22 protein-coding genes are annotated in these 22,618 nt (G+C 62.6%); 13 read left to right on the plus strand and 9 right to left on the minus strand.

Annotated features, from left to right (window positions below; genetic code table 11):
- The first annotated feature begins 65 nt into the window (after window positions 1–65).
- Window positions 66–884 carry a Crp/Fnr family transcriptional regulator gene (locus tag KIP88_RS07715; protein WP_214487323.1) on the plus strand — a complete coding sequence of 273 codons (819 nt, stop codon included), beginning with the start codon at window positions 66–68 and terminating at the stop codon, window positions 882–884.
- Window positions 885–1,258: 374 nt separating this feature from the next.
- Here the strand turns inward: KIP88_RS07715 and KIP88_RS07720 are convergent, their stop codons facing one another.
- The 3 genes from KIP88_RS07720 to KIP88_RS07730 all read right to left on the minus strand — a co-directional run bounded on the left by KIP88_RS07720 (window position 1,259) and on the right by KIP88_RS07730 (window position 6,796).
- Window positions 1,259–1,729 carry a phasin family protein gene (locus KIP88_RS07720; RefSeq protein WP_214487241.1) on the minus strand — a complete coding sequence of 157 codons (471 nt, stop codon included), beginning with the start codon at window positions 1,727–1,729 and terminating at the stop codon, window positions 1,259–1,261.
- Between the two features lie 225 nt (window positions 1,730–1,954).
- Complete coding sequence (locus KIP88_RS07725; protein ID WP_214487242.1) at window positions 1,955–5,200, minus strand: tetratricopeptide repeat protein; 3,246 nt, start codon at window positions 5,198–5,200, stop codon at window positions 1,955–1,957.
- A 120-nt stretch (window positions 5,201–5,320) separates the two neighbouring features.
- Window positions 5,321–6,796 (minus strand): DHA2 family efflux MFS transporter permease subunit, encoded by a 1,476-nt coding sequence (locus KIP88_RS07730; protein ID WP_214487243.1) that lies wholly within the window; start codon window positions 6,794–6,796, stop codon window positions 5,321–5,323.
- A 263-nt stretch (window positions 6,797–7,059) separates the two neighbouring features.
- On the opposite strand from KIP88_RS07730, the gene KIP88_RS07735 reads away from it, so the two are divergent.
- From KIP88_RS07735 to KIP88_RS07760, 6 genes are all read left to right on the plus strand, one after another.
- Complete coding sequence (locus KIP88_RS07735; protein ID WP_214487244.1) at window positions 7,060–7,470, plus strand: helix-turn-helix transcriptional regulator; 411 nt, start codon at window positions 7,060–7,062, stop codon at window positions 7,468–7,470.
- Between the two features lie 98 nt (window positions 7,471–7,568).
- Entirely contained in the window at window positions 7,569–7,817 is a 249-nt protein-coding gene (locus KIP88_RS07740; protein WP_057855275.1) for a hypothetical protein, read from the plus strand.
- 220 nt (window positions 7,818–8,037) lie between these two features.
- Window positions 8,038–9,528 (plus strand): IMP dehydrogenase, encoded by a 1,491-nt coding sequence (gene guaB / locus KIP88_RS07745; RefSeq protein WP_214487245.1) that lies wholly within the window; start codon window positions 8,038–8,040, stop codon window positions 9,526–9,528.
- A gap of 135 nt (window positions 9,529–9,663) precedes the next feature.
- Window positions 9,664–10,689: an NADP-dependent oxidoreductase gene (locus KIP88_RS07750; RefSeq protein WP_214487246.1), complete on the plus strand. Its 1,026-nt coding sequence runs from the start codon at window positions 9,664–9,666 to the stop codon at window positions 10,687–10,689.
- 30 nt (window positions 10,690–10,719) lie between these two features.
- Window positions 10,720–11,490 carry an SDR family NAD(P)-dependent oxidoreductase gene (locus KIP88_RS07755; RefSeq protein WP_214487247.1) on the plus strand — a complete coding sequence of 257 codons (771 nt, stop codon included), beginning with the start codon at window positions 10,720–10,722 and terminating at the stop codon, window positions 11,488–11,490.
- 128 nt (window positions 11,491–11,618) lie between these two features.
- Entirely contained in the window at window positions 11,619–11,963 is a 345-nt protein-coding gene (locus tag KIP88_RS07760; protein WP_214487248.1) for a hypothetical protein, read from the plus strand.
- A 102-nt stretch (window positions 11,964–12,065) separates the two neighbouring features.
- Here KIP88_RS07760 and KIP88_RS07765 read toward each other — a convergent pair whose 3' ends face one another.
- The 3 genes from KIP88_RS07765 to KIP88_RS07775 form a co-directional block, all read right to left on the minus strand.
- Window positions 12,066–12,896, minus strand: coding sequence for a metallophosphoesterase (locus KIP88_RS07765; RefSeq protein ID WP_214487249.1), 831 nt, complete (start codon window positions 12,894–12,896; stop codon window positions 12,066–12,068).
- Window positions 12,897–13,137: 241 nt separating this feature from the next.
- On the minus strand, window positions 13,138–14,118 hold the full coding sequence (locus KIP88_RS07770) for a dienelactone hydrolase family protein (RefSeq protein WP_214487250.1): 981 nt from the start codon (window positions 14,116–14,118) through the stop codon (window positions 13,138–13,140).
- A 256-nt stretch (window positions 14,119–14,374) separates the two neighbouring features.
- On the minus strand, window positions 14,375–15,067 hold the full coding sequence (locus KIP88_RS07775) for an acriflavin resistance protein (protein ID WP_249790575.1): 693 nt from the start codon (window positions 15,065–15,067) through the stop codon (window positions 14,375–14,377).
- 194 nt (window positions 15,068–15,261) lie between these two features.
- Here KIP88_RS07775 and KIP88_RS07780 point away from each other — a divergent pair, with 194 nt between their 5' ends.
- Together KIP88_RS07780 and KIP88_RS07785 are read left to right on the plus strand one after the other, a co-directional pair.
- A complete protein-coding gene (locus KIP88_RS07780; protein ID WP_214487251.1) occupies window positions 15,262–15,684 on the plus strand; it encodes an MAPEG family protein in 423 nt (140 codons plus the stop codon).
- A gap of 10 nt (window positions 15,685–15,694) precedes the next feature.
- A complete protein-coding gene (locus KIP88_RS07785; protein ID WP_214487252.1) occupies window positions 15,695–16,993 on the plus strand; it encodes an RsmB/NOP family class I SAM-dependent RNA methyltransferase in 1,299 nt (432 codons plus the stop codon).
- A 96-nt stretch (window positions 16,994–17,089) separates the two neighbouring features.
- Here KIP88_RS07785 and KIP88_RS07790 read toward each other — a convergent pair whose 3' ends face one another.
- Window positions 17,090–17,422 (minus strand): DHCW motif cupin fold protein, encoded by a 333-nt coding sequence (locus KIP88_RS07790; protein ID WP_214487253.1) that lies wholly within the window; start codon window positions 17,420–17,422, stop codon window positions 17,090–17,092.
- A gap of 118 nt (window positions 17,423–17,540) precedes the next feature.
- Window positions 17,541–17,915, minus strand: a complete 375-nt coding sequence (locus tag KIP88_RS07795) for a nuclear transport factor 2 family protein (RefSeq protein ID WP_214487254.1) — start codon at window positions 17,913–17,915, stop codon at window positions 17,541–17,543.
- Between the two features lie 179 nt (window positions 17,916–18,094).
- Between KIP88_RS07795 and guaA the strand changes: the two genes are divergently transcribed.
- Together guaA and KIP88_RS07805 are read left to right on the plus strand one after the other, a co-directional pair.
- Window positions 18,095–19,690: a glutamine-hydrolyzing GMP synthase gene (gene guaA, locus KIP88_RS07800; protein WP_214487255.1), complete on the plus strand. Its 1,596-nt coding sequence runs from the start codon at window positions 18,095–18,097 to the stop codon at window positions 19,688–19,690.
- A 225-nt stretch (window positions 19,691–19,915) separates the two neighbouring features.
- Window positions 19,916–20,446, plus strand: a complete 531-nt coding sequence (locus KIP88_RS07805) for a dihydrofolate reductase family protein (RefSeq protein ID WP_214487256.1) — start codon at window positions 19,916–19,918, stop codon at window positions 20,444–20,446.
- 69 nt (window positions 20,447–20,515) lie between these two features.
- Here KIP88_RS07805 and KIP88_RS07810 read toward each other — a convergent pair whose 3' ends face one another.
- Window positions 20,516–21,229, minus strand: coding sequence for an SDR family oxidoreductase (locus KIP88_RS07810; protein ID WP_214487257.1), 714 nt, complete (start codon window positions 21,227–21,229; stop codon window positions 20,516–20,518).
- A gap of 185 nt (window positions 21,230–21,414) precedes the next feature.
- On the opposite strand from KIP88_RS07810, the gene KIP88_RS48130 reads away from it, so the two are divergent.
- Together KIP88_RS48130 and KIP88_RS07820 are read left to right on the plus strand one after the other, a co-directional pair.
- Entirely contained in the window at window positions 21,415–21,672 is a 258-nt protein-coding gene (locus KIP88_RS48130; RefSeq protein WP_308163289.1) for a hypothetical protein, read from the plus strand.
- Window positions 21,673–21,940: 268 nt separating this feature from the next.
- A complete protein-coding gene (locus tag KIP88_RS07820; RefSeq protein WP_214487258.1) occupies window positions 21,941–22,594 on the plus strand; it encodes a class I SAM-dependent methyltransferase in 654 nt (217 codons plus the stop codon).
- The last annotated feature ends 24 nt before the right edge of the window (window positions 22,595–22,618 follow it).

Here is a 22,618-nt window from a genome sequence, read left to right on the forward strand (position 1 = left end):
AGCCTTGACGCCACCGGGAATTCTGCAGCGAGCCGCGCCTCCGTCTGGGAAGGAGTATTCCCGTGATGGAGCAGAGGACCAGAGTTGGTAATCGACTGTTAGCTGCGTTGCCGCCAGCAGACCTCGATTTGCTTGTGCGTCATTTCCGACTGGTTGAGCTTGACCGGGACACCGTGCTGGTGCGGACGGGCGATCCAATAGATCGGATCTATTTTCCCCTCAGCGGCTTGATCGCCTTCATCATGGATATGCCGAGCGGGCAAACGGTCGCGACCGCCGTCATCGGCAATGAGGCAGCCGTGGGCCTCCTGTCGACCATGGAGTCTTCCCGCTCTCCGATGACGGCGGTGGTCCGGGTGGCGGGGCTCGCACTGCAAATTTCGCCGACACGATTTCATGCGGCGCTCGGCCGCAGCAGAGCCTTGAACGGCGCGATTCAAACGCACAACAGGGCACTGATGGCGCAATTCCAGCACGTCGCGGCCTGCAACGCGCTGCACTCGGTCGAGGCGCGTCTGGCGAGGTGGTTGCTGCACGTGCACGATCGGGCTGACGGGGACGTCCTGCCGCTGACCCAGGAGACGCTTGCGGAATTTCTCGGCGTGCGGCGGACGACGGTAACGCAGGTCATTTCCAAGCTTCGCGATTCGGGCGCAATCCGATCCAATGCTCGCGGCTCGATCGAGATTGACAGACCGCGGCTCGAAGCAGCGGCATGCGAATGCTACCAGCTCATGCGCCGCAGAATCGATCGTATCGTCCTGACGGAGAAAATGAAGCCGGCACTGGCCGGGGCTGAAATTCCCCTGTTTGCCACCGCGGACGAAGTGCGGCGGCGCGCACCGCCGCAGGGAGCGACCGGCCAACGGCCACGGGGCCATTGAGCGGATTGCAGCGCCTCGACGGCTCTACGCCGGTTGCAGGGCGAATGCGGGCTCGTGCATGCGCCATTTCTCTTCAGGCTCGTGAACCCAGGCCTCCCGGGCAAACCATTCGTGACTGGCCTGGCAGATCGAGCAAAAGGTGCGCGCGAAAAACACCGGGCTGCATCGAAACCTCTCCCGATCCGCCTTCATGCCTGTCGGGATAGCTCGCCCCGTCCCGGGGCATTTGATCATGACCACGCCCATTCTGTTCCTCCGTTGCTTGGATTTTTTGTGCCGGCGGCACGCTGCTTCGCCACCGGCTGGAATGCGCCCTTCTCAGGGGGCGCTTGTTCCAGCCGATCCCGGCGGGCTGCAAAAGGCTCGACTAAGAACTAGGCCGCCTTCTGCAGCACGCTGGCGAAGCTTTTCTTGATCGGATCGGCGGTCTCGCTCGCGACCTTGCGCGTGAGCTCCCAAAGCTCCCGGCCCTGCGCGGCCGTGGCTGCGAAGTTCTTGCTGCCTTGCGCGGCGGAGAGCTGCAGGATTTCCGAGGGCGACTTCATGCCCAGGAGATGGGTGAGAAAATCAAAAGCGGAGCTGGTATTGGCGCCGGAGAACTCGATGACTTTGGCGGCATAGTCCGCAGCGCCCTTTGCGTTGGCCGAATAGGCTTGCAGGAGAGCGTCGTTGATCGCTCCCGAGGCCGTCTTCATCTTCTCGATGTTTTCCTTTGCCCGGATCATGTTCTGCTCGGCGAGCCCATCGAAAATACCCGGCACCGCTGGGAACGACATGCCCGAGCGCTTCACGTCGGCGTCGGCTTTCGGATCGGCGTTCACTTCCTTCGCATTGGCTTGATTCACGCGTCTACGTCCTTTCAATTGAAACTGAATTTAATGGGAGCGTTCCCCGTCGTGGTGGGGGTCCCGGCACGGAACGGCGCCGCGCCTGACCAGATATGGCCGACAGTCGCGGGAGCTTCCGTTCGCTTTCTGACTCTCACGTCAGATTCTTTTTACGGCGCGGAACGCGCAGCGCGCTGGGGCAAATTCAGGCTGCGTTGGGTTACGTCCTCGCCTTGCGCACCATCACCTCGCCAGGAAGAAAAAATCCTCCCGGCCGGGCAGCGAGCCGTAGGTGTAGGGCTCCTGCCGTCCCGCCGTCGCCTCCATCACGTCGTCGCGCACGAGGCGGAACAGCTTGTTGATCTCGACATTCGGTGTCGCGATGCGCTGCGCAAACGCCACCGCAAACGGGCTGTTGCCGCCTTCGCCGTCGAGCGCGGTCTGTCCGTGCTTGGCCGCATAGACCACCAGCGTCGCGCCTGACACCTTGACCTCGCTGAGGCCTCGGCTGACCGATCGCGTGCGGGTGCCGCCGCTGCCCTTGGCGGCGGAGGCCAGCGGCTGCACGGAGGCCGTCTTTTGCATCTGGGAAGCGAATGGATTGTCGCGGCAGGCGTCGAGCAGGATCAGCCTGAGTTTTTTGGCGCCTTCGACCGCGGTCATGACGTGATCGAGCGGCACCGCCTCGTATTGAATGTCGCGATCGACCGCGACCTTGGCCTCGACCGGGATCAGGTAATTGACGCCGCTCACCTCCATGCCGTGACCGGCGTAGTAGACCACGGCCCAGTCGGCCTTTTCGGCGTTGCCGGCGAACGTCTTGAGCGCATCGAGCAGGCGGCCGCGGTCGGAGTCACTGACCAACGTGACCTCCTCGAAGCCGACCGCGCGAAGCGACGCCGCGATCGCCTCGGCATCGCGCTTCGGGTTGGGAAGCGCAGGGACGTTCTTGTAGGCGGAGTTGCCGATCACGAGTGCGATCCGCCGGCCTTGCTGGACGACCGCACTGGGGGCCACGGTCGGAACGACGGCGGCCGGCGTCGGGATCGAGGTTGCGGATGCCGCCTTGGAAGGGGCTGCGGGAATGGCCGGCTGCAGCGCGCCGGAGTCGAGCGCGGCGAGGCGGGCGCGGGCGATTTCCAGGCTCGAATTGTTGATGTTGGCACGTTCCTGCGATTTCGACGCGACTGCCGCCTTGAACGCTTCTTTCGCGCGCGTCAGGTCGCCTGTCTTCTCATAAGTCAGGCCGACGCCGGTCAGGCCCGGAATGTCGTCGGGTGCGCGCTTGAGCAAATTATCGTAGGCGGCCAGCGCCGCCTTGAAGTCGCCTTTGTAGCGCAATGCATCTCCGCGGTAGAGATAGCCAGTCACGTCGTTCGGATTAAGCTTGAGCGACTGGTCGATGTCCCTCAGCGCGCGGACCAGATCTCCCTTCTGGCGCCACAGGTCGCCGCGGGCGGAGAGTGCCCTGTTGGCCTTGGGGTCGAGACGAATGGCCTCGTCGTAATCGGCCATCGCGCGATCGTATTCGCCGATCCTGGACCAGATGAAACCGCGGCCGCCATAGCTGGAAGAGAGGGTCGGATCGAGCGCGAGCGCTTCGCCATAAAGGGCGAGCGCGCGATCTATTTCGTCGTTCTCGTGATGAACGTCGGCAAGCGACGTCAGGAAGTTGGGGTTCTTCGGCTGCAGGCGAAGCGCTTCATTGATTTCCGTCATCGCGCGATCGACCTGACGACGGGTTCTCCACACCTGCGCGCGTGCATTGTAGGCGGCGGCATATCGCGGATTGAGGCCGATCGCCTTGTCGTAATCCACCATCGCGCGATCGTAGTCGCTCTTGTCCCTCCAGAGGTCGCCGCGGCTCCCGTATCGGCTGGGAGAATTCGGCTCGAGACGGATCGCCTCGTTGTAATCGGCCAGCGCCAGATCCCATTCGCCGCTATTCCTGTAGAAGTTGGCGCGCGCGCCATACGGGTACGCGCTTTTGGGATCGCGATTGACGGCTTCGTTGTGATCGGCGAGGGACCGCGCGCGGTCGCCCTTGTTCTCCCAGACATTGGCGCGGGTGCTGTAGGCGCTGGCATTCTTGGGATCCAGCGAGATCGCCTTGGCGATGTCGGCAATGGCGCGATCGTACTGGCCGTAGTTGTTCAACATCGCGCTGCGCTCGATATACCTGTCGACGCTGGTCGGGTCTATTCGGATGGATTCATCGAGATCCGCGAGTGCGCGTGCGTAGTTGCCCTTCCGTTCCCACGCCTGGCCGCGTGTCGCGTAGGACCCCGAATATTTCGGATCGAGGCGTATGGCTTCCGTGAAATCCGCAATTGCAAGGTCATTCTCGAACTTGCTGCCATAGGAAATGCCACGGCCGTGAAACGCCGTGTCGGAGTTCTTGTCGAGGCTGATTGCCTTGTTGTAGTCGGCGATTGCCTTGTCGTGTTCGGCCTTGCTCTCGAAGGCATTGCCGCGGCTGACGTAATGGCTCGCAGACTCCGGTTCGAGCCGAATGGCAATCTCGTAGTCCGCGATGGCGGGGTCGTAATCTCCCTTGTTACTCCAGGCGTTGCCGCGGCCCTTGAAGGCCTCGACACTTTTGGGATCGAGCTTGATGGCCGCGTCAAAATCCATGATGGCGCGATCATATTCTTTCTTGTTGCTCCAGGTGTCGCCGCGCAGCCTGATGTTGTCGGCGTCGTCAGGCTTGAGCCGGATGACGACATCATAGTCGGCGATGGCCCGATCGTGTTCGCCCTTGTTGTTCAGCGCGATGCCGCGATTGCGCAGTGCATTGATGTATTTGGGATCGAGGTGGAGCGCTGCGTTGTAATCGGTAATGGCGCGATCGTGATCGTCCTTGGCTTCGTAAACATTGCCGCGGGCATTATAGAAGTCCTTGATTTTTGAATCGAGGCGGATGGCTTCGCTGTAGTCGGCGATGGCGCGATCGTAATCCTTCTTGCCGTAGTAGGCGTCGGCCCGGCCGCTGAAGCCGTAGGCTTCATTGGGATCGAGCTTGATGGATTGGGTATAATCGGCGATCGCCTTGTCGTGCTCTTTCTTGTAGTCCCAGCTATCGGCGCGACCGCGCCAGGACGGCGCGTAGGCAGGGTCCAGCTTGATCGCCTGATTGAAGTCGGCGATGGCCTTGTCATACTGTTCCTTGGATAGCCATACCTGCGCCCGGTTGTGCCAGGGAGCGCTCAGCTTCGGGCCGATGCGGATCGCCTGCGCGTAGTCCGCGAGCGCCTTGTCGAACTCGCCCTTATGCTTCCATGCAATGCCTCGCTTGTTGTAGGCCGAAGCAATCGACCGGGTAGATACTTCGCGCGCGTTGATGAGGCGGGTGCAGCCGGTGATCCTGAGATCGTCACTCTCGTCTTGATCGCAATCGCTGATGTCTTTCTGGTTGGCAGCGAAGGTGGGCCCGGCAAGCGGGCCAGAGGCGACGAAAATAAGTGCAATAAAAATAAAGAAGGCTCGCATCGTTCTTACCAAAATACCGGTGAAGAAAATCGGGCGTAGCGCTATCAGAGGATTCTACCGAAATTTCCCGGCAAAAACGAGTACCGAAAGTGACTGGTGGCGGACGTCTTGCGCCGAGCGTCAGCCCAGCCGCTGATCGCGCGCGTCCTCGGTGCCTTCGCTGGCGGCCTTGGTCGCGGCCTTTGCCGCGCCCTTGCGGCTGGAAATCTCGACCGCCTTGCGCCCCGAGATTTCGTGGCCGGCATCGTCAGGCATCTGCCAGAAGAAATATGCCGACACGGCTGAGATGACCGCGACCACGAGGAACGCCGGCGGGAATACGTCGGCGTTCAGTTCGGTGACGTGATGATAGAGCATGGTCGATTCCACCGAGAACGCACCGACGGCGACGCCCGCGGAAAGCGCCAGCTGCTGGTTGACGCTGACCAGCGTGGTGGCGCGGCTCATCTGCGCCGGCTCGACCTCGGCATAGGCCACCGTGTTGATCGCAGTGAATTGCAGCGAACGGAAGAAGCCGCCGACCACGAGGATGATGAAGATCAGCATCAACGGCGTCGTCACCGTGAACAACGCGCAGGCGGCGAGAAAGACTGCGCTGATGACCGCATTGACCGTCATCATGTAGCGGAAGCCGAAGGCGCGGATGATGCGCGCGGCCAGCGTCTTCATGCCCATGGCGCCGACGGCCGAGGCAAAGGTCACCAGTCCCGATTGGAATGGCGACAGCCCAAAGCCTTCCTGCATCAACAGCGGCAGCAGGAACGGCAGCGCACCGATGCCGAGCCGGAACAGGAAGCCGCCAATGATGCTGGCGCGCATGGTGGAAAGGCGCAGCAGCGAGAAATCCAGCACCGGCGATCCGGTTCGCTTGGCGTGCATCACGTAGAGCGTCATCGAAATGGTGCCGACCGCAACGAGACCGGCAACGATCGGCCATGGCAACAGGCCGAGGCCGGCGACCGAGAGGCCGAAGGCAATGCCGGCAAGGCCGATCCCGGCCAGTATCAGCCCGTAGAGATCGAAACGCTCGGGATCCTCGCTCTTGATCGGGTCGATGTACTTCATCGCCATGAAGATGCCGAGCAGCCCGATCGGGATGTTGATCAGGAATATCCAGTGCCAGGAAAAATAGGTGGTGATGAAGCCGCCGAGCGGCGGCCCGATCACCGGCCCGATCAGCGCCGGCACCGTCACCCATGTCATTGCGTTGACCAGCGCGCTCTTGTCGATCGAGCGCAACAGCACCAGCCGCCCGACCGGCGTCATCATCGCGCCGCCCATGCCCTGCAGGATACGTGCGATGACGAAATGGGTGACGTTTTGCGACAGCGCACAACCGATCGACCCGATCATGAACACGCCAATGGCGATCGAGAACACCATGCGCGCGCCGAAGCGATCGGCGGTCCAGCCGCTGGCCGGAATGAACACGGCGAGCGACAGCAGGTAGGACGTGATCGCAAGCTTCAGCGTCAGCGGGCTGGTGCCGATATCAGCCGCGATCGCCGGCAGTGACGTCGCAATCACCGTCGAGTCCATGTTCTCCATGAACAGGGCGGTGGCGACGATCAGCGGGATCAGGCGTTCTTTGGTCATTGAAATCGGGGGGGAGGAGTGGGAACAGGAGCCGGGAGGAGGGCTTAGCACCACCTCGCCGATGGGGCCATTGCCGAACTCGCGCGACGTCTAAATCCTGCGTGACCCGCTGCGTCCGTTGCGATTTCGGCGCAGATATCGCCGAGCTCCCAGGGGATATCGCAATATGCGATCCTGTGGCTTTTTTTATCGCATTATGCGATCATTGATGCGTGAAGGAGATCGAATTCACATCTGCCGCCGTCTACGACTGAGAGGACACCATGGCAAAGAGCGGCACCGCAAAAAGCAATGTCCAGTTCATCCATACCCCTGGTGGCGATGATCTCGCTGTACTGCCGCGCAACGAGTATGACCGGCTGGTCGCTCTCGCCGCTGAGGCACAAGAAGATGTCGCTGCAAGTCGGATCGTTCGCAATTCTGCGCGCGCTCTCAAGGAAGGCCGCGAAGTCGTGCTGCCAAAAGCCGTTGCTGATCGCCTCGCCAAGGGCGACAACGCGGTGCGCGTTATCCGTGAATGGCGCGACATGATTCAGGGCGAACTGGCCGTAGCCGTCGGCATCAGCCAGAATTATCTGTCGGAGATCGAAAACGGGCGAAGGAAGGGGCCTGCCGAACTGCAGAAGAAGTTTGCGCGCGCGCTGGGCGTGCCAATAGATCTTCTGATCGAGTGAGGTCCTGCGGCGCCCCGAAGTTCGGCCATTGCAGAACCGGGCAAACCACCTAAATCCTGCGTGACGCTGGTATGCACCGCCAGCCGCTGGAGGTCCGCATGATCTATGTGCTTGCTGCCTTGTTGCCGCCGCTCGGGCTGCTCCTGAACGGGCAGCCGTTTTCGGCGATCTTCAACCTGGTCCTGATCGTGTTTTGCCTGATTTTCGGGCTGATTTTCCACGTCCTGCTGCTGGTGCCGTCAGCGCATGCGCTGATCGCGGTCCACATGAAGCGGGAGGACCGCCGGCACCGCGAGGTGGTGGAGGCGATCCGCCAGCACGGCCCGCCGCCGGGATACCCGCGCTGAGGTCGCTTTTGGACCCGCCGCTAAACCCTTGGGATTGCGGCGTTTCCCGAAAAGCCTGTGCATAGCAGTCAAACGCTTTGATTCGGCGTTCCGACATGCTATCGACCACCGTCAACCCCACCGATGGGCTTCGATTCGACGGCGATGCCGATAGCATCGCCGGAGGCGGCGTTCATCCATAAGACTTATCGCGGCGATGAGCCGCCGAAAGGAGTTGGCAATGGCGCAGGGACTTCAGGGTATCCGTGAAGCCTTCACGTTCGACGATGTGCTTCTGAAACCCGGTCTCTCGGATATCCTGCCGTCTGAGGCCGATATCCGCTCCCACGTCACCCGCGCGATCCCGCTCAACATCCCGATCATCGCGTCCGCCATGGACACGGTTACCGAGGCGCGCATGGCGATCGCGATGGCGCAGGCCGGCGGCGTCGGCGTCATCCACCGCAATTTCGATCCGGAGGGGCAGGCCGCCCAGGTGCGGCAGGTCAAGAAGTACGAATCCGGAATGGTGGTCAATCCGCTGACCATCGGCCCCGATGCGATGCTGTCGGACGCGCTGGCGCTGATGAAGGATCACGGCTTTTCCGGCATTCCCGTCGTCACCGGCGCCAGCAAGAACTCGCCCGGCAAGCTGATCGGCATTCTCACCAACCGCGACGTCCGTTTTGCGACCGATCCGAAGCAGAAAGTTTCGGAACTGATGACGCACGAAAACCTCGTCACCGTGCGCGAGGGCGTCAGCCAGGACGAGGCGAAGCGGATGCTGCACAAGCACCGCATCGAAAAGCTGTTGGTCGTCGACGACCAGTATCGCTGCGTCGGCCTGATCACCGTGAAAGACATGGAAAAGGCGGTCGCGCATCCGCTCGCCTGCAAGGACGCGCACGGCCGCCTGCGGGTGGCCGCGGCAACCACGGTCGGCGAGGGCGGCTATGAGCGCACCGAGCGGCTGATCGACGCCGGCGTCGACCTGATCGTGGTCGATACCGCGCACGGCCATTCCTCCCGCGTGCTGGAAGCGGTCAATCGCATCAAGCGGCTTTCCAACGCCGTGCAGGTGATCGCTGGCAACATTGCCACGAAGGAAGGCGCGCAGGCGCTGATCGATGCCGGCGCGGACTCGATCAAGGTCGGCATCGGCCCCGGCTCGATCTGCACCACCCGCATCGTCGCCGGCGTCGGCGTGCCGCAGCTCACCGCGATCATGGATGCGGTGGAAGCGGCGAAGAAGGCCGACGTGCCCGTCATCGCCGACGGCGGCATCAAATATTCCGGCGATCTGGCCAAGGCGCTCGCCGCCGGCGCCGACATCGCCATGGTCGGTTCGCTGCTTGCCGGCACCGACGAGACGCCGGGCGAAGTGTTTTTGTGGCAGGGCCGTTCCTACAAGGCCTATCGCGGCATGGGTTCGGTCGGCGCGATGGCGCGCGGTTCGGCCGACCGCTACTTCCAGCAGGACATCAAGGACACGCTCAAGCTGGTGCCTGAGGGCATCGAGGGTCAGGTGCCGTATAAGGGCCCGGTCGGCAATGTCATGCACCAGCTCGCCGGCGGCCTCCGCGCCGCGATGGGCTATGTCGGCGCGCGCAACCTCGCCGAATTCCACGAGAAGGCGCAGTTCGTCCGCATCACCGGCGCGGGCCTGCGCGAAAGCCACGTCCACGACGTGACCATTACGCGGGAAAGCCCGAACTATCCGGGCGGGGTGTGAGGCTTGTAGTCCGGCTGGCGGAATTCTCCGCCGTCATTGCGAGCGTAGCGAAGCAATCCATTTCACAGCTTGCGGAGCTGTGGATTGCTTCGCTACGCTCGCAATGACGAACTAACAAGAACCGGAGGAACCCCAATGTCCGCATCAGGCAAACGCATCGTTCTCGCCTCGCGTCCCGTCGGCGAACCCAAGCCCTCCGACTTCCGCCTTGAAGATTGCCCGGTGCCGACACCGGGCGCCGGCGAAGTCCTCCTGCGCACCATCTGGCTCTCGCTCGATCCCTACATGCGCGGGCGCATGAGCGACGGGCCATCCTATGCCCAGCCGGTGCCGATCGACGGCGTGATGGAAGGCGGCACCGTCAGCGAGGTGATTGCGTCCAACAATCCCGCCTTTGCCAAGGGCGACATCGTGCTGTCGCGCGCCGGTTGGCAGACGCATGCGATCTCCGACGGCAAGGGTCTTGCAAAAATTGACCCGAAGATCGCACCGATCTCGACCGCGGTCGGCGTGCTCGGCATGCCTGGCATGACCGCCTATACCGGCCTGCTCGACATCGGCAAGCCGCAGGCGGGTGAGACGGTGGTCGTTGCAGCTGCTTCCGGTGCGGTCGGCTCGGCCGTGGGCCAGATCGCACGCATCAAGGGCGCACGCGCCGTCGGCATCGCTGGCGGCAAGGACAAATGCGCCTATGTCAAGAATGAGCTCGGCTTCGACGACTGCCTTGACCACCGCGATCCCGATCTGGCGGCGAAGCTGAAGGACGCCTGCCCAAAGGGCATCGACGTCTATTTCGAGAACGTCGGCGGTGCGGTGTTCGAGGCGGTGTTTCCGCTGCTCAATGCCTTTGCGCGCGTTCCCGTGTGCGGCCTGATCGCGCATTACAACGATACGCAAGCCGTGGCGCCGAAATGGGCGGCGGCGATGATGCGCAACGTGCTGACCAAGCGGCTGACCATCCGCGGCTTCATCGTCAGCGATTTCGCCGCGCGTCACGGTGACTTCCTGCGCGACATGTCGGGCTGGGTGCGCGAGGGCAAGGTCAAGCACAAGGAGTTCGTCACCGAAGGCCTCGACAGCGCGCCGGCCGCGTTCATGGGCCTCTTGAAGGGCGCCAATTTCGGCAAGCAGCTGGTGCGGGTCGGGCCGGACAAGGCGTGAGCGGGCCCAACATCTCGGAGGAGATGCCGCATGACAGGTATCCTTGAAGGCAAGGTCGCGCTGGTGACCGGCGGCGCGTCGGGCATCGGCCGCGCCACGGCCGTCGTGATGGCGCGGGAGGGCGCGCTGGTTGCGGTTACGGACCGCGCGGAGGCTGACGCCGCAGAGACGGTCGGCTTGATCAACGCAGCCGGTGGTCAGGCGATTGCCATCGGCGGGGACGTGACGCGCGAAAGCGATGTCGCCGCAATGGTCGCGCGCACGGTCGCAGGCTTCGGACGGATCGATTGCGCGTTCAACAATGCCGGCATCGCCGGACGCGCTGTCGGCCCGCCGGGCCAGCGCACGCATGAGCTCAGCCAGGCCGCGTTCGATCGTATGCTTGCGGTGAACCTGACCGGCGTATTTCTGTGCCTCAAATACGAAATAACTCAGATGCTGTCGCAGGGCGGTGGCGGCGCGATCGTCAATACGGCTTCCATCGCCGGACTGATCGGCCTCGCCACGTCGGCCCACTACGTGGCGGCCAAGCACGGCGTGGTGGGGCTGACCAAGAGCGCGGCAATCGAATATGCCCAGGACGGCATCCGGGTGAACTGCGTCAATCCCGGCTATGTCGCCACGCCGATGACCAAGGAGACGATCGAGGAGCGCGGCGAGGAAATACTGGCCAAGGTGCCGATGCGGCGCATGGGCGTTCCCGGCGAGATCGCGGAAGCCGTGGCCTGGATGTGTTCGGACAAGGCGTCGTTCATGACCGGCGCGTCGCATGTGATCGACGGCGGATATCACGCGGCTTGAGGCAGAAGGCCTGAAGGTGAACTGCGGTAACCGTGGGAGCACGCAAAGTTGACCTCGCGGCCACTTGAGGCGGATGGTGGAACGTCCCTACCTAATCGCTTGGCTCTGACATCCAATGGAGAAGCCAAATGATCAACTACAAGACACTGTCGCTCGGCCTGGTTACCGCCACGATGCTGGCCACCCCGGTGATGGCTCAAGGGGTCTATCTGGAACCCGGTGTGATCGTTTACAATTATCCGGACTACAACTATCCGGACTACAATTATCCGAACTCCCGCTATGTCACGAGCGGCTACAGCGTCCGGGTAGCTCCCGGGCCCGGCTATTACGGCAACCGGTATTACCCGGCGCCACGCGTCGGTGCGTTCGCAACAGCGCCTTGGGATGACGGCTATTACGCCCCCGGCTATTACCCCTCCGGCTATTACCCCTCCTACGGCTCCTATGGGCTCGTTGAGCGCCAGTGGTGAAGCGCTCTGACATGTAGAGCATGATCCGAAAATCTTTTGAGGATCATGCCCAGATCAAAGCGATGGAGCGGGAGACGATTAGAGGAAGTCTCACCCGCTCCATCATTTTCTGCCGTTCAGCGCATCCAGATCAACATCCGTCTGTCCCGGCGCCCTGACGTGCCGGACCTCAAAACTGTCGGGCTGGAAACGATAGTCCACCAGCCCGACTTCCTTGGTGCCGATGACTTCCTGCATCCGGTCCGGAATGATGAAGCCGGCGGACGGCGCCCAGACATGGCGGGTGTGGCCAAAGGTGAAGTCGCGTCGCTGATGAACGTGGCCGGAGGCGACCAGCCGCAGATCGACGGTCGCAAACATCTCGATCAGATTCTTGCGCCGGGGCTGCGGAACGTAGCGGATCGCCGTTTCGACCGTCTCGGGATCGGCAGGCGTGTTCAGAAACAGCGGCTTGTGCAGAAACAGCGCGACCGGCCTGCCGTTGATGCGCCCAAGTTCTGAAGCCAGCCAGCCGAATTGCTCGGCCTCGCTCTCGATCCCGGTGTTCATGATCAGCGAGTTCAATCCGATAAAGCTCCAGCCGGCCGCGTCGAAGCGCCAGCGGTCTTCGCCGATCACGGACAGATAGTTCTGCCGCTCTTTCTCGGTCGCCGGTTGCTTCGGTGCGGCAGCAACCGCCGTCGGGTTGTCGCCGATATCGTGATTGCCGGGCAAGTGCCGGCACGGCACCGGCAGCGCGTCGTGCAGTTCCTTGGCAAATTCGAGATCGCTGCGGCTGGTCGGCGCATCGAAGGCGAGATCACCGCTGTTGATCACAAGATCCGGCCGCGTCGCGTCGATATGCTCGCTGACGCGGTGAAAATTGTCGGTCAGTTTCTGCAGGCGGCGCGCAAGGTGGGTATCGGAAATTTGCGTCAGGCGAAATTCGTGCATGCAGTAGTCCTTTAGGTCCGATCATAGCCGGGCCTGAAGTCGGAACGATGACGGGTTCCGATGTCGCGCCGCCCTCAGTCGCCCGCCCTCAACCGTCATACCCCGCGAAGGCGGGGTATCCAGTACGCCGCGGGCCTAGCGATTCAATCGTGACTGCTCTGGAATACTGGATCACCCGCTCCAGTGCGCAATTGCGCACAAGGCGGGTGATGACAGTCTCGTCGTTGCATCTATCGCGACCTCACCCCAACGTCCTTCGCCAAAATGCCAGCATATCCGCCTTGAACAGTTCGGCATCGCCATCGCGGCTGCCGATCCTTGCGCCCTTGCGGCCATAGCCGGCCTTCAGCGCATAGACCATCAGGTCGCGATCAACGAGCTTGCTGTCCGCGACGCCCGTGAGCGGATGGATGAAGGCGCCGTTGTTGGCGATATAGGCCGTCGGTGCGGCGGGGGAGACGGATGCGTCGGGAACATTCTCGATATCGGTGCCGCGGTCAAAACTGTGCTGCGCGCCGCCGATCAGCCGCATCGTCGCCTTGCCGCCGGAGAGGCGGATGGCCTGGCAATGGCCCTGCACCTGCATCGGCGAGCACCATTCATCGGCATCGCCCATGATGACGCGGATTTCGGTTTCGTCGACGGATGGATCGAGGAACTGGTGGCCGCTCCAGGGATAGGCGGCGAGCACGCTGCGAAAACCGGCACCGGCGCCGACCACCGCATCGGCAAAGCGGCGCGTCGCCGCGGTCAGCACCGCCGAGCCGCCGCGGCTGTGACCTTGCGCGCCGATCCGGGAGGCGTCGATCTCGGGATGAGCAGACAGCACCATCCAGGCCGCCAGCACGTCGTAGGCACTGGCGGCAAAGGAGAACTGGGTCTGGTTGGCGACCGTCGAGGTCACGTCGCGCGCGCCAAAGCTGTCGAGCACAAAAGCCGCAAAGCCGTCGCCGACCACCGTCTCGGCGTGCCCAAGGTGCGAGGGCGCGACGCCGAGGCTACCCGGCACCACCATGACAAGCGGCAGCTTTCCGTTGCGTTTGCGATGGTCCGAGGTCGGCAGGAACAGCTTGCCGTCGATCGCAAGCTTCGGCAGGTCGCTGGAATTGCTGATGACGTGGAAGTAGTTGGCAGGATTGGCCGTAGGAATTTCGAAATTCTGTCCGTTGCTGTGTCCTGTGGCGCCGTCGGTGAAAACAATATCTTGGTCGCGAAATCGCAAGTTGTAATCCTCCTGCGGCCGCTCTTTTTTGGCGACCTCAGGGATAGAGTAAAGCGCTGGCTGTTCCCGTCAAAGCAAATGTGCCCCGCGGTCTCGCCGGCTTTTGTTTCTCGATGTGTATGGGCAACACCCCGTCTGCATGTTGACGGGCATATCGACGATGACGCGGCCAGTGATCGCGCCTTATTTGTGACGAAACCGATCGTCACGGCGCCAGTATCAGAGCGGCAGTTGCCCGAGCGCCCGCGCGCACGCCTCAGAGCACGCGGTAGCGGATCGCGAAGGCGTCATGAAGCTCTGACGTCACGGTGCTGCCGTTGACGGGGACGATGCCGTCGGCCAGATGCCACGGCCCGAACTGGCCTGAGCGCGACGGGCTGGCGGGCAGCCGCAGCCAGAACGTGCTTTGCGCCCGGCCGGGAAGGTTCAGCACCATCATGCGCTCGGTGGTGCGGTAATCGAGCGTCACCGTCCCCCGCAAGATGCTGCGGCCGTCGTGGGCGGACTCCAGCGCCTCCAGAACCTTTGCCAGTTTCTGGTTCCGGTCGGTCAAGAGTTCAACCTGGGTGTCGGCGGCGGTCGTCAGCACAGCCTTCGGCAGGCGAATTTCAAATTCCACCGCGGGCTTAGCCGGATTGAGGCCGAGATAGGCCTGCGCCGCCTGCCGCATGTCCGAGATCGCGAAGGCGACCAGGACCAGCACCGCGGAGGCGGCCAGCCCGTGTTTCAGGAGATCGTGGCGGCTGCGGTAGCTGCTGCGGAAGTAGACGGAGAGCACGATCGCGACCGCCAGCGCCGCGGCGATGCCGGCCAATGCCGACACGATGATGCCGAGGCCGCCATCGGGGCTGTCGCTGAACCCGATCGCCCGGAGAAGGGAGCTCACGGAATCGCCGGGCAGTTCAGCGGCACGGCCGGCGCCGGTCAGGATCGGGGAGGTGATATTCATCGCCTGCTCGCGGGTTGCTTGATGGCCGGTTCGAAACCAGAACCATTGGAATTCTCGATAGTTGGTCGCCAAGCCTTGAGCTGTGGTTCAAAAGGCTCGGGTGGCGGTTCAAGCCAGCCTGGTTAAGTGGATTTGTCAGGTGAGGGGCGTCTCGTTATTGCTAGAGGCTTGGCGCAGCTTCGGGGGAGATTCTCATGTCGGTTCAAATGGTTTTGCTGCCGGTCTTCGTTCTCGTCGGGCTCACTTTCTTCCTGATGCTGTGGATGGTGACGGCCCGCACAAAGGCGGTGAAGGCCCGGGAAACCAGCCTGAAGGACATCGCGGCGGGGCAGCCGAAATATCCGGCCCGCGTGGCCCAGATCGGCAATTGCTTCAGCAATCAGTTCGAAGTACCCCTCCTGTTCTACTTTCTGATCGCGCTGGCGCTGCCGCTGCGCCGGGCCGATCTCTTCATCGTGCTGATGTCCTGGGTGTTCGTGGTGACACGATTTGCCCATGCCGGCATTTTCGTCACGTCGAACAACATCCAGCAGCGCAGCCTGGCCTGGTTTGCCGGCGTGCTGGTGCTGTTTGCGATGTGGATCTACTTCGCGCTGAAGCTGCTGCTGCTGATCTAGAAAGCCCTGAATGACTCCTGCTGCCCGGCTGTCCGCAGCCATCGAACTGATCGAGACCATCGACGCGCAACGCGTTCCCGCGGCGAAAGCGCTGAAGGAGTGGGGCACCGCGCATCGCTATGCCGGCTCGGGCGACCGCGCGGCGATATCAGGCCTGATCTGGGACGTGCTGCGGCGGCGGGCGTCGAGCGCCTGGCTGATGGACGCGGACACGCCGCGCGCGCGGGTGCTCGGCATGATGCGGCTCGAGCGCGGCATGGATGCCGAAGCGATATCAGCACTCTGCGACGGCGGACGCTTTGCGCCGGAGCCGCTGAGCGAGGCCGAACGATCAGCGCTCACCTCGCGCAGCATCGACGGCGCGCCGCCGCACATCGCCGGCGACTATCCGGAATGGCTGGATGCGCCGCTGGCCGCCGTCTTCGGCGAGGACCGCGTGGCGGAGGCGACAGCGATGGCGAGCCGCGCGCCGCTTGATCTGCGCGTCAACACGCTGAAGGCCAAGCGCGAAAAGGTGCTCGCCTCGCTCAAGCATCTCGGTGCGCAGGAAACGCCGTGGTCGCCGATTGGCCTGCGCATCGAACTCGGCGCCGACGCGCGCAATCCCGGCATTCACGCCGAGGAGGATTTCATCAAGGGGGGCGTCGAAGTGCAGGACGAGGGCTCGCAGCTCGCGGCGCTGTTCTCGGCGGCAAAGCCGGGCGAGCAGGTGATCGATCTCTGCGCCGGCGCCGGCGGCAAGACGCTGGCGCTCGCCGCGATGATGCAAGGCAAGGGCCGGCTGATCGCGACCGACCGCGACAAGCGCCAGCTCGCGCCGATCTACGAGCGGCTGTCGCGCGCCGGCGTTCACAACGCCGATATCCGCACACCGAAAGGCGACAGTGATCCATTGGCCGACATCAATGCCTCGGCCGATCTCGTCCTGATCGACGCGCCCTGCACCGGCACCGGCACCTGGCGCCGCAACCCCGACGCCAAATGGCGCATGCGCCCCGGCGCGCTCGAAGTACGGTTGAAGGATCAGGCCGAAGCGCTTGATCGGGCAGCCGCACTGGTCAAGCCCGGCGGTCGCATCGCCTACGTCACATGCTCGGTGCTCAGAAGCGAAAACGGCGACCAGATCCGCAGCTTCGTCAGTCGCCATCCCGAGTTTTCGATTCAGCCACCGAACGAGACGGCAAGCGTGCTCTGGGACAAGGCCGAGGATTTTGAGAAGGCCGCGCTCAAATCTGCCGAAGGCTGGCTGATGACCCCGCGCCGCACCGGAACGGACGGGTTCTTCGTCTCGGTGCTGAAGAAGGCGTGATCCCGTAGGGTGGGCAAAGCGAAGCGTGCCCACCATCTATCCGCGACCGTTGTCGTGAATGGTGGGCACGCTGCGCTTTGCCCACCCTACGAATTTTCAATCCACGATGAACAGCTTCGCGCCCGTCTTAGTCGACGACCGATGCGCGGCGTCGCCGAAATCCGATACCTGATAGCTCATACCCGCCTTGAGCTTGAACGTGCGCCCGTCGCGCAGTTCGGTATCGAGCTCGCCTTCCAGCACGTAGAGCACATGCCCGCGGTCGCACCAGTGATCGGCGAAATAGCCCGGCGAATACTCCACCATCCGCACACGCAGATCGCCGATATTGAGCGTGCGCCACAACGCCTCCCCGGTTTCTCCGGGATGTCTGGTCGCTTCCACCTGGCTCCAGTCGGTGACGGTGAAGGGCAGTGCGGGAATTTTCATGCGGGAGTCCTGCGGTGTGCGGTAGGGTGGGCAAAGCGAAGCGTGCCCACCGTCTATCGACAGACTTCATCGCGAAATGGTGGGCACGCTTCGCTTTGCCCACCCTACGATTCCGGTGTCAATGCGCGAGATGATTGGCCGAGCCCTGCCTGATCTTGCCCCCGGCATCGAGCCGCAGATATTCGCAGATCTGCGTGCCGCGCTCGTTCTGGTAAAATACGACGACGCTGTCGGGGCTCACATAGGTGTCGATCAGGTCGAAATGCAGGTTGGGCAAAAGCTGGAACGCCTTGCCCCAGTACATTCGCAAGCTCGCCTTGCCGCGCAGCGTGCCGCTGGCCTCGAGGCCGAGCGCCTGGATCTTGTCCGACGTCATCTCGGCATCCTCGGTATAGAGCGCGAGGATGCGTTCGAGGTCGTGCGAGTTCCAGGCTGATATCCACTCCCGCCCGAGCGCGGCGAGATCGGCCGCCGCGTAGTACTGGCTTTGCATGGTTTCCTCCGTTTCTCCCGATTTGCGCTGCGCAAATCGCCCGATCGGCTCTTGGGTACCGTCGGAGCAAACTAGGTCAGTATTACTGACATATTTTGGTTTGTCCATCCCCGCAGAAGAATGTGGGCCACAGCCTTCTCGCGGTTGCGAGGCCGCCCCCCGTCGCGTATCTGCTTGCCATGACAGCCCCACAGAAAGCCCGCGAGTCGACGCCCACAGTGGCCTCGGCGCATGACAAGATTCTGATTGTCGACTTCGGCAGTCAGGTGACGCAACTGATCGCCCGTCGGGTGCGCGAGGAGGGCGTCTATTCCGAGATCGTGCCGTTCCAGAAGGCCGAAGCAGCCTTCGACGAGATGAAGCCGAAAGCGGTGATCCTCTCCGGCGGCCCGGAATCGGTGCACGAAAAAGGCTCGCCCCGCGCGCCGCAGAAAATCTTCGATTCCGGCGTGCCCGTGCTCGGCATCTGCTACGGGCAGATGACGATGGCCGCCCAGCTCGGCGGCGAGGTCGAGGGCGGCCACCACCGCGAGTTCGGCCGCGCCGACGTCGAGGTCAAGGCTTCAAGCTCGCTGTTCGATTCCACCTGGGCCAAGGGCGAGAAGCATCCGGTCTGGATGAGCCATGGCGACCGCATTACAAAAATGCCGCCGGGCTTCACGGTTGCTGGCGTCTCGCCGAACGCGCCGTTCGCCGTGATCCAGGACGAGAAGCGCAAATATTACGGCCTGATGTTCCACCCCGAAGTGGTGCACACGCCCGACGGCGCCAAACTAATCCGCAATTTTGTCCGCAAGGTCGCCGGCCTCACCGGCGACTGGACCATGCGCGCCTTCCGTGAGGAGGCGATCGAAAAGATCCGCGCGCAAGTCGGCAAGGGCAGGGTGATCTGCGGCCTCTCCGGCGGCGTTGACTCTGCGGTGGCCGCGGTCCTAATCCACGAGGCGATCGGCGACCAGCTCACCTGCGTGTTCGTCGATCACGGCATGTTGCGGCTCGACGAAGCAAAGACCGTCGTCGACCTGTTCCGGCATCACTACAACATTCCGCTGGTGCATGTTGATGCGTCGAAACAATTCCTCGGCGAACTCGCTGGGGTCACCGACCCCGAAGTGAAGCGCAAGACCATCGGCCGCCTGTTCATCGACGTGTTCGACGCGGAAGCGAAGAAGCTCGGCGGCGCGGATTTCCTCGCGCAAGGCACGCTCTATCCTGACGTGATCGAGAGCGTCTCCTTCACCGGCGGCCCGTCGGTGACGATCAAGTCGCACCACAATGTCGGCGGTCTTCCTGAGCGCATGAACATGAAGCTGGTCGAGCCCTTGCGCGAATTGTTCAAGGACGAGGTGCGCGTGCTGGGCCGCGAACTCGGCCTGCCCGAAATCTTCGTCGGCCGCCACCCATTCCCGGGCCCCGGCCTCGCCATCCGCTGCCCCGGCGACATCACACGAGAAAAGCTCGACATCCTCCGCAATGCGGATGCGGTCTATATCGACCAGATCCGCAAAGCCGGCCTCTACGACCAGATCTGGCAGGCCTTTGCCGTGCTGCTGCCGGTGAAAACCGTCGGCGTGATGGGCGACGGCAGAACTTACGAATACGTCGTGGGCCTGCGCGCGGTGACTTCCACCGACGGCATGACCGCCGACTTCTATTCCTTCGACATGAAATTTCTCGGCGAAACCGCGACGCGGATTATCAATGAGGTCAAGGGTGTGAACCGGGTGGTCTATGACGTGACGAGCAAGCCGCCGGGAACGATCGAGTGGGAGTAGGGGAGTGGCGTAGCCTAGCGTAGGTTATCGCTATAGTTCGCATAAAACTCAGCGATTTGCGGTTGATTCTGGGCCCAATGGCGGCCCTCGCGCTATCGGGATCGCCGACCCGAAAAGCGGCCGTTCCTGCCGCGCGCCTCGAACGTCGAAAAATTCGCAGAACGATGTCGGTTTCCGACAAGCTCGTTCGTCGTCCCGAAGAACCCGGGATAGAGAGCTTGCAACATGGCGAAGATCGTTTTCGGAATGAACCAGTCCCTGGATGGCTACGTCGACCATCAGGAATTTGCGCCAGGTCCCGCGCTCTTTCGTCACTGGATCGAGCAAGTGCGCGGCCTGACAGGCAGTGTGTACGGCCGCCGCATGTACGAGGTCATGCGCTACTGGGATGAAGACCATCCTGAGTGGACCCCGGAGGAACGCGACTTCGCGGCGGCGTGGCGGCGCCAACCGAAGTGGGTCGTATCACGCTCGTCGAGGTCAGTCGGCCCCAACGCCACTCTCGTCGAGGATGACTTCGAGGCGGTGATACGTAGGCTGAAGGCTCAGCTCGTTGGCGAGATTGACGTCTCCGGACCAGACTTGGCAGGAAGCCTAACCGACCTTGGTCTTATTGATGAGTATCAGCTCTACCTTCACCCCGTCGTGCTTGGTCGCGGCAAGCCATTCTTCGCTGGCCCCCGGCCGCCGCTTCGTCTTGTGGCCAGCGATCGAATTGGCGAGGACGTGATCAGGTTGACGTACGTCCCTGCCTAATCACGCAACTCGCCCGAAGGATCGCGCCGAGGAGCGGCGGGTTACGCTGTCGCCAACCCGCCCTACGAGCTAATCAGGCTTGAGGTTCTCGAGAAGGGCACTCCAGCTCCCCCGCCGCAGACCTTTGCCCCACACGATTTCGAATGTCGCGCGTGACGCGCGAGGATGCCGCATCGCTTCAACGAACGCTTCGGCAACATCTGCGCGGGCAATGCGGTTGCGAAACGCCAGGGGCAGGGTGCCCTGGCTGACATTGACTGCGCGCTCGCCGCCCGGCCGGTCGAGGAGGAATCCGACGCGGATAATCGTGTAGTCCAATCCGCTACTGCGGATCTTGTCTTCGACGCGTCGACGCCAAACCAGCGTATTCCGCTTGAGCAGGTTGATCAGGAAACCCGCCAATGAGCGCGTCTTGATACCGATCGAGTTCAGATAGACGAAGCGACCCCGGAACCCGGCGCTTCGAGCTGCCGCGAGCGTATCGATGACTCCGTCGTAGTCTGTCGTCTTGACGATGTTTTCCGGGGCATATCGTCCGCTCGGCGCGCCGGCGGTGAAGATGATGTGATCCACATCCCGCAATACAGGTGGGAGCGTGTCCGCTTTCGTGAGGTCTCCGGCGACCACCTCAAACGCCGAACCCAGCTCGGCAGAAGCTCTGGCAGGATCGCGAGCCAGCACGCGAACGTCATAGCCTCGTTCGTGCAGCAGCCGGGCGATCAGGCACCCGGCACCCCGTGTACCTCCGACAACCAGGACGCGGTTTCCTCCAGCCTCACTCATCGAGACCTCGGCGCAAGTGCTTTTCGCAACACCAGAATTGCAGTGACAGGGCTGGACTGCAACGGAGACTTAAGGCCGCGTTTCACTCACTGCTTGGTCCCGCTTCATGCATACACAATCCAGCGCCGCTATGGACTGCATCGTTTCGCTGGTAATGACGGAGTTGGCTCATCGAGTGCGACAAAGTGGCGTCACGGGCAAATCAGTTCGGATTTTCCGAAATCGTATCAAGCCCGCAAATCAAAAATATTCCGCTTTCGTTCGCACCCCATCAGCAACGGCGGGAGATCGATGAGACATTCGATTATCGGTACTCGCAACTTCCTCTTGTCTTTGCCCGTCTCATTCGAGAGGGGCATCTGGATGAAAGTCTCCTTTCCGGTCTGTCGGAAGAAAAGCGCGAGATCATTCGCTCGTTCCTTGCTTTCGGTGCGAAGGGGTGACGGCGGCAGCCGTGTCTCCATGTCTGGCTCGGGGTCACGAGCACAGCAGCGCGACCGCGAAGTGCGGTACAAACAAGACCCGACCATCCATGTGCAGCTCATAGGGTGGATTAGTTGGTTGGCCGGAGGCGTAATCCACCACATCTTCTGGTCAGAGGTACCTCGTGAAGGCGGGCTACGCTTTCGCAAACCCGCCTTCAGGCTTCTGCTGTCATCGCATTTCCATTTTCTGCGCATATGCTAGAAGCCGGCGCATAGGGGGCCGCTAATGTTTTGTATCGCAAGTGATGCGCAGTTCTGGGACCGCATCGCGCGCAAATATGCCACCGACCCGATCGCCGATATCGCGGGCTATGAGCGCACGCTCGAGCGGACGCGACATTATCTCAGGCGGGATGAAACGGCGTTCGAGTTCGGATGCGGGACGGGAACGAGCGCGCTAAAACTTGCGCCATCCGTCGGGCGCATCATGGCGACCGACATATCCGAAGAAATGATCGCGATCGCGCGCGAGAAGGCGAAGGCCGAAGGCTGCACCAACGCCACGTTCGAGGTGGCACGGCCCGAGGCGGCGCCGTGGCCGGACGGGACCTTCGACGTCGCTTTCGGCTTCAACGTTCTGCATCTGGTGACTGACCTCAAGGCGGTCTTGAGAGGCGTCCATCGGCTGCTGCGGCCTGGCGGGCTCTTCATTTCCAAGACGCCATGTCTGAAGGAAATGAACCCGCTGATACGCATCGCCGTGCCGTTGATGCAGCTCATCGGCAAGGCGCCCCATGTGGCGTTCTTGTCCGCGGAGGATCTGGAACACGCGATGGCGGCGGCGGGATTTGAAATCGTTGAGATTGCCCGCCATGCCTCGCGCGGCAAGGACGTGCGGCCGTTCGTTGTGGCAAGGAAGGCGATGGCGACTCCAGCGTAGGGTGGATCAGCCAACCGCCTACGA

Origin of the sequence: Bradyrhizobium sp. SRL28 (assembly GCF_018596315.1) — a bacterium.
Lineage (GTDB): Bacteria > Pseudomonadota > Alphaproteobacteria > Rhizobiales > Xanthobacteraceae > Bradyrhizobium.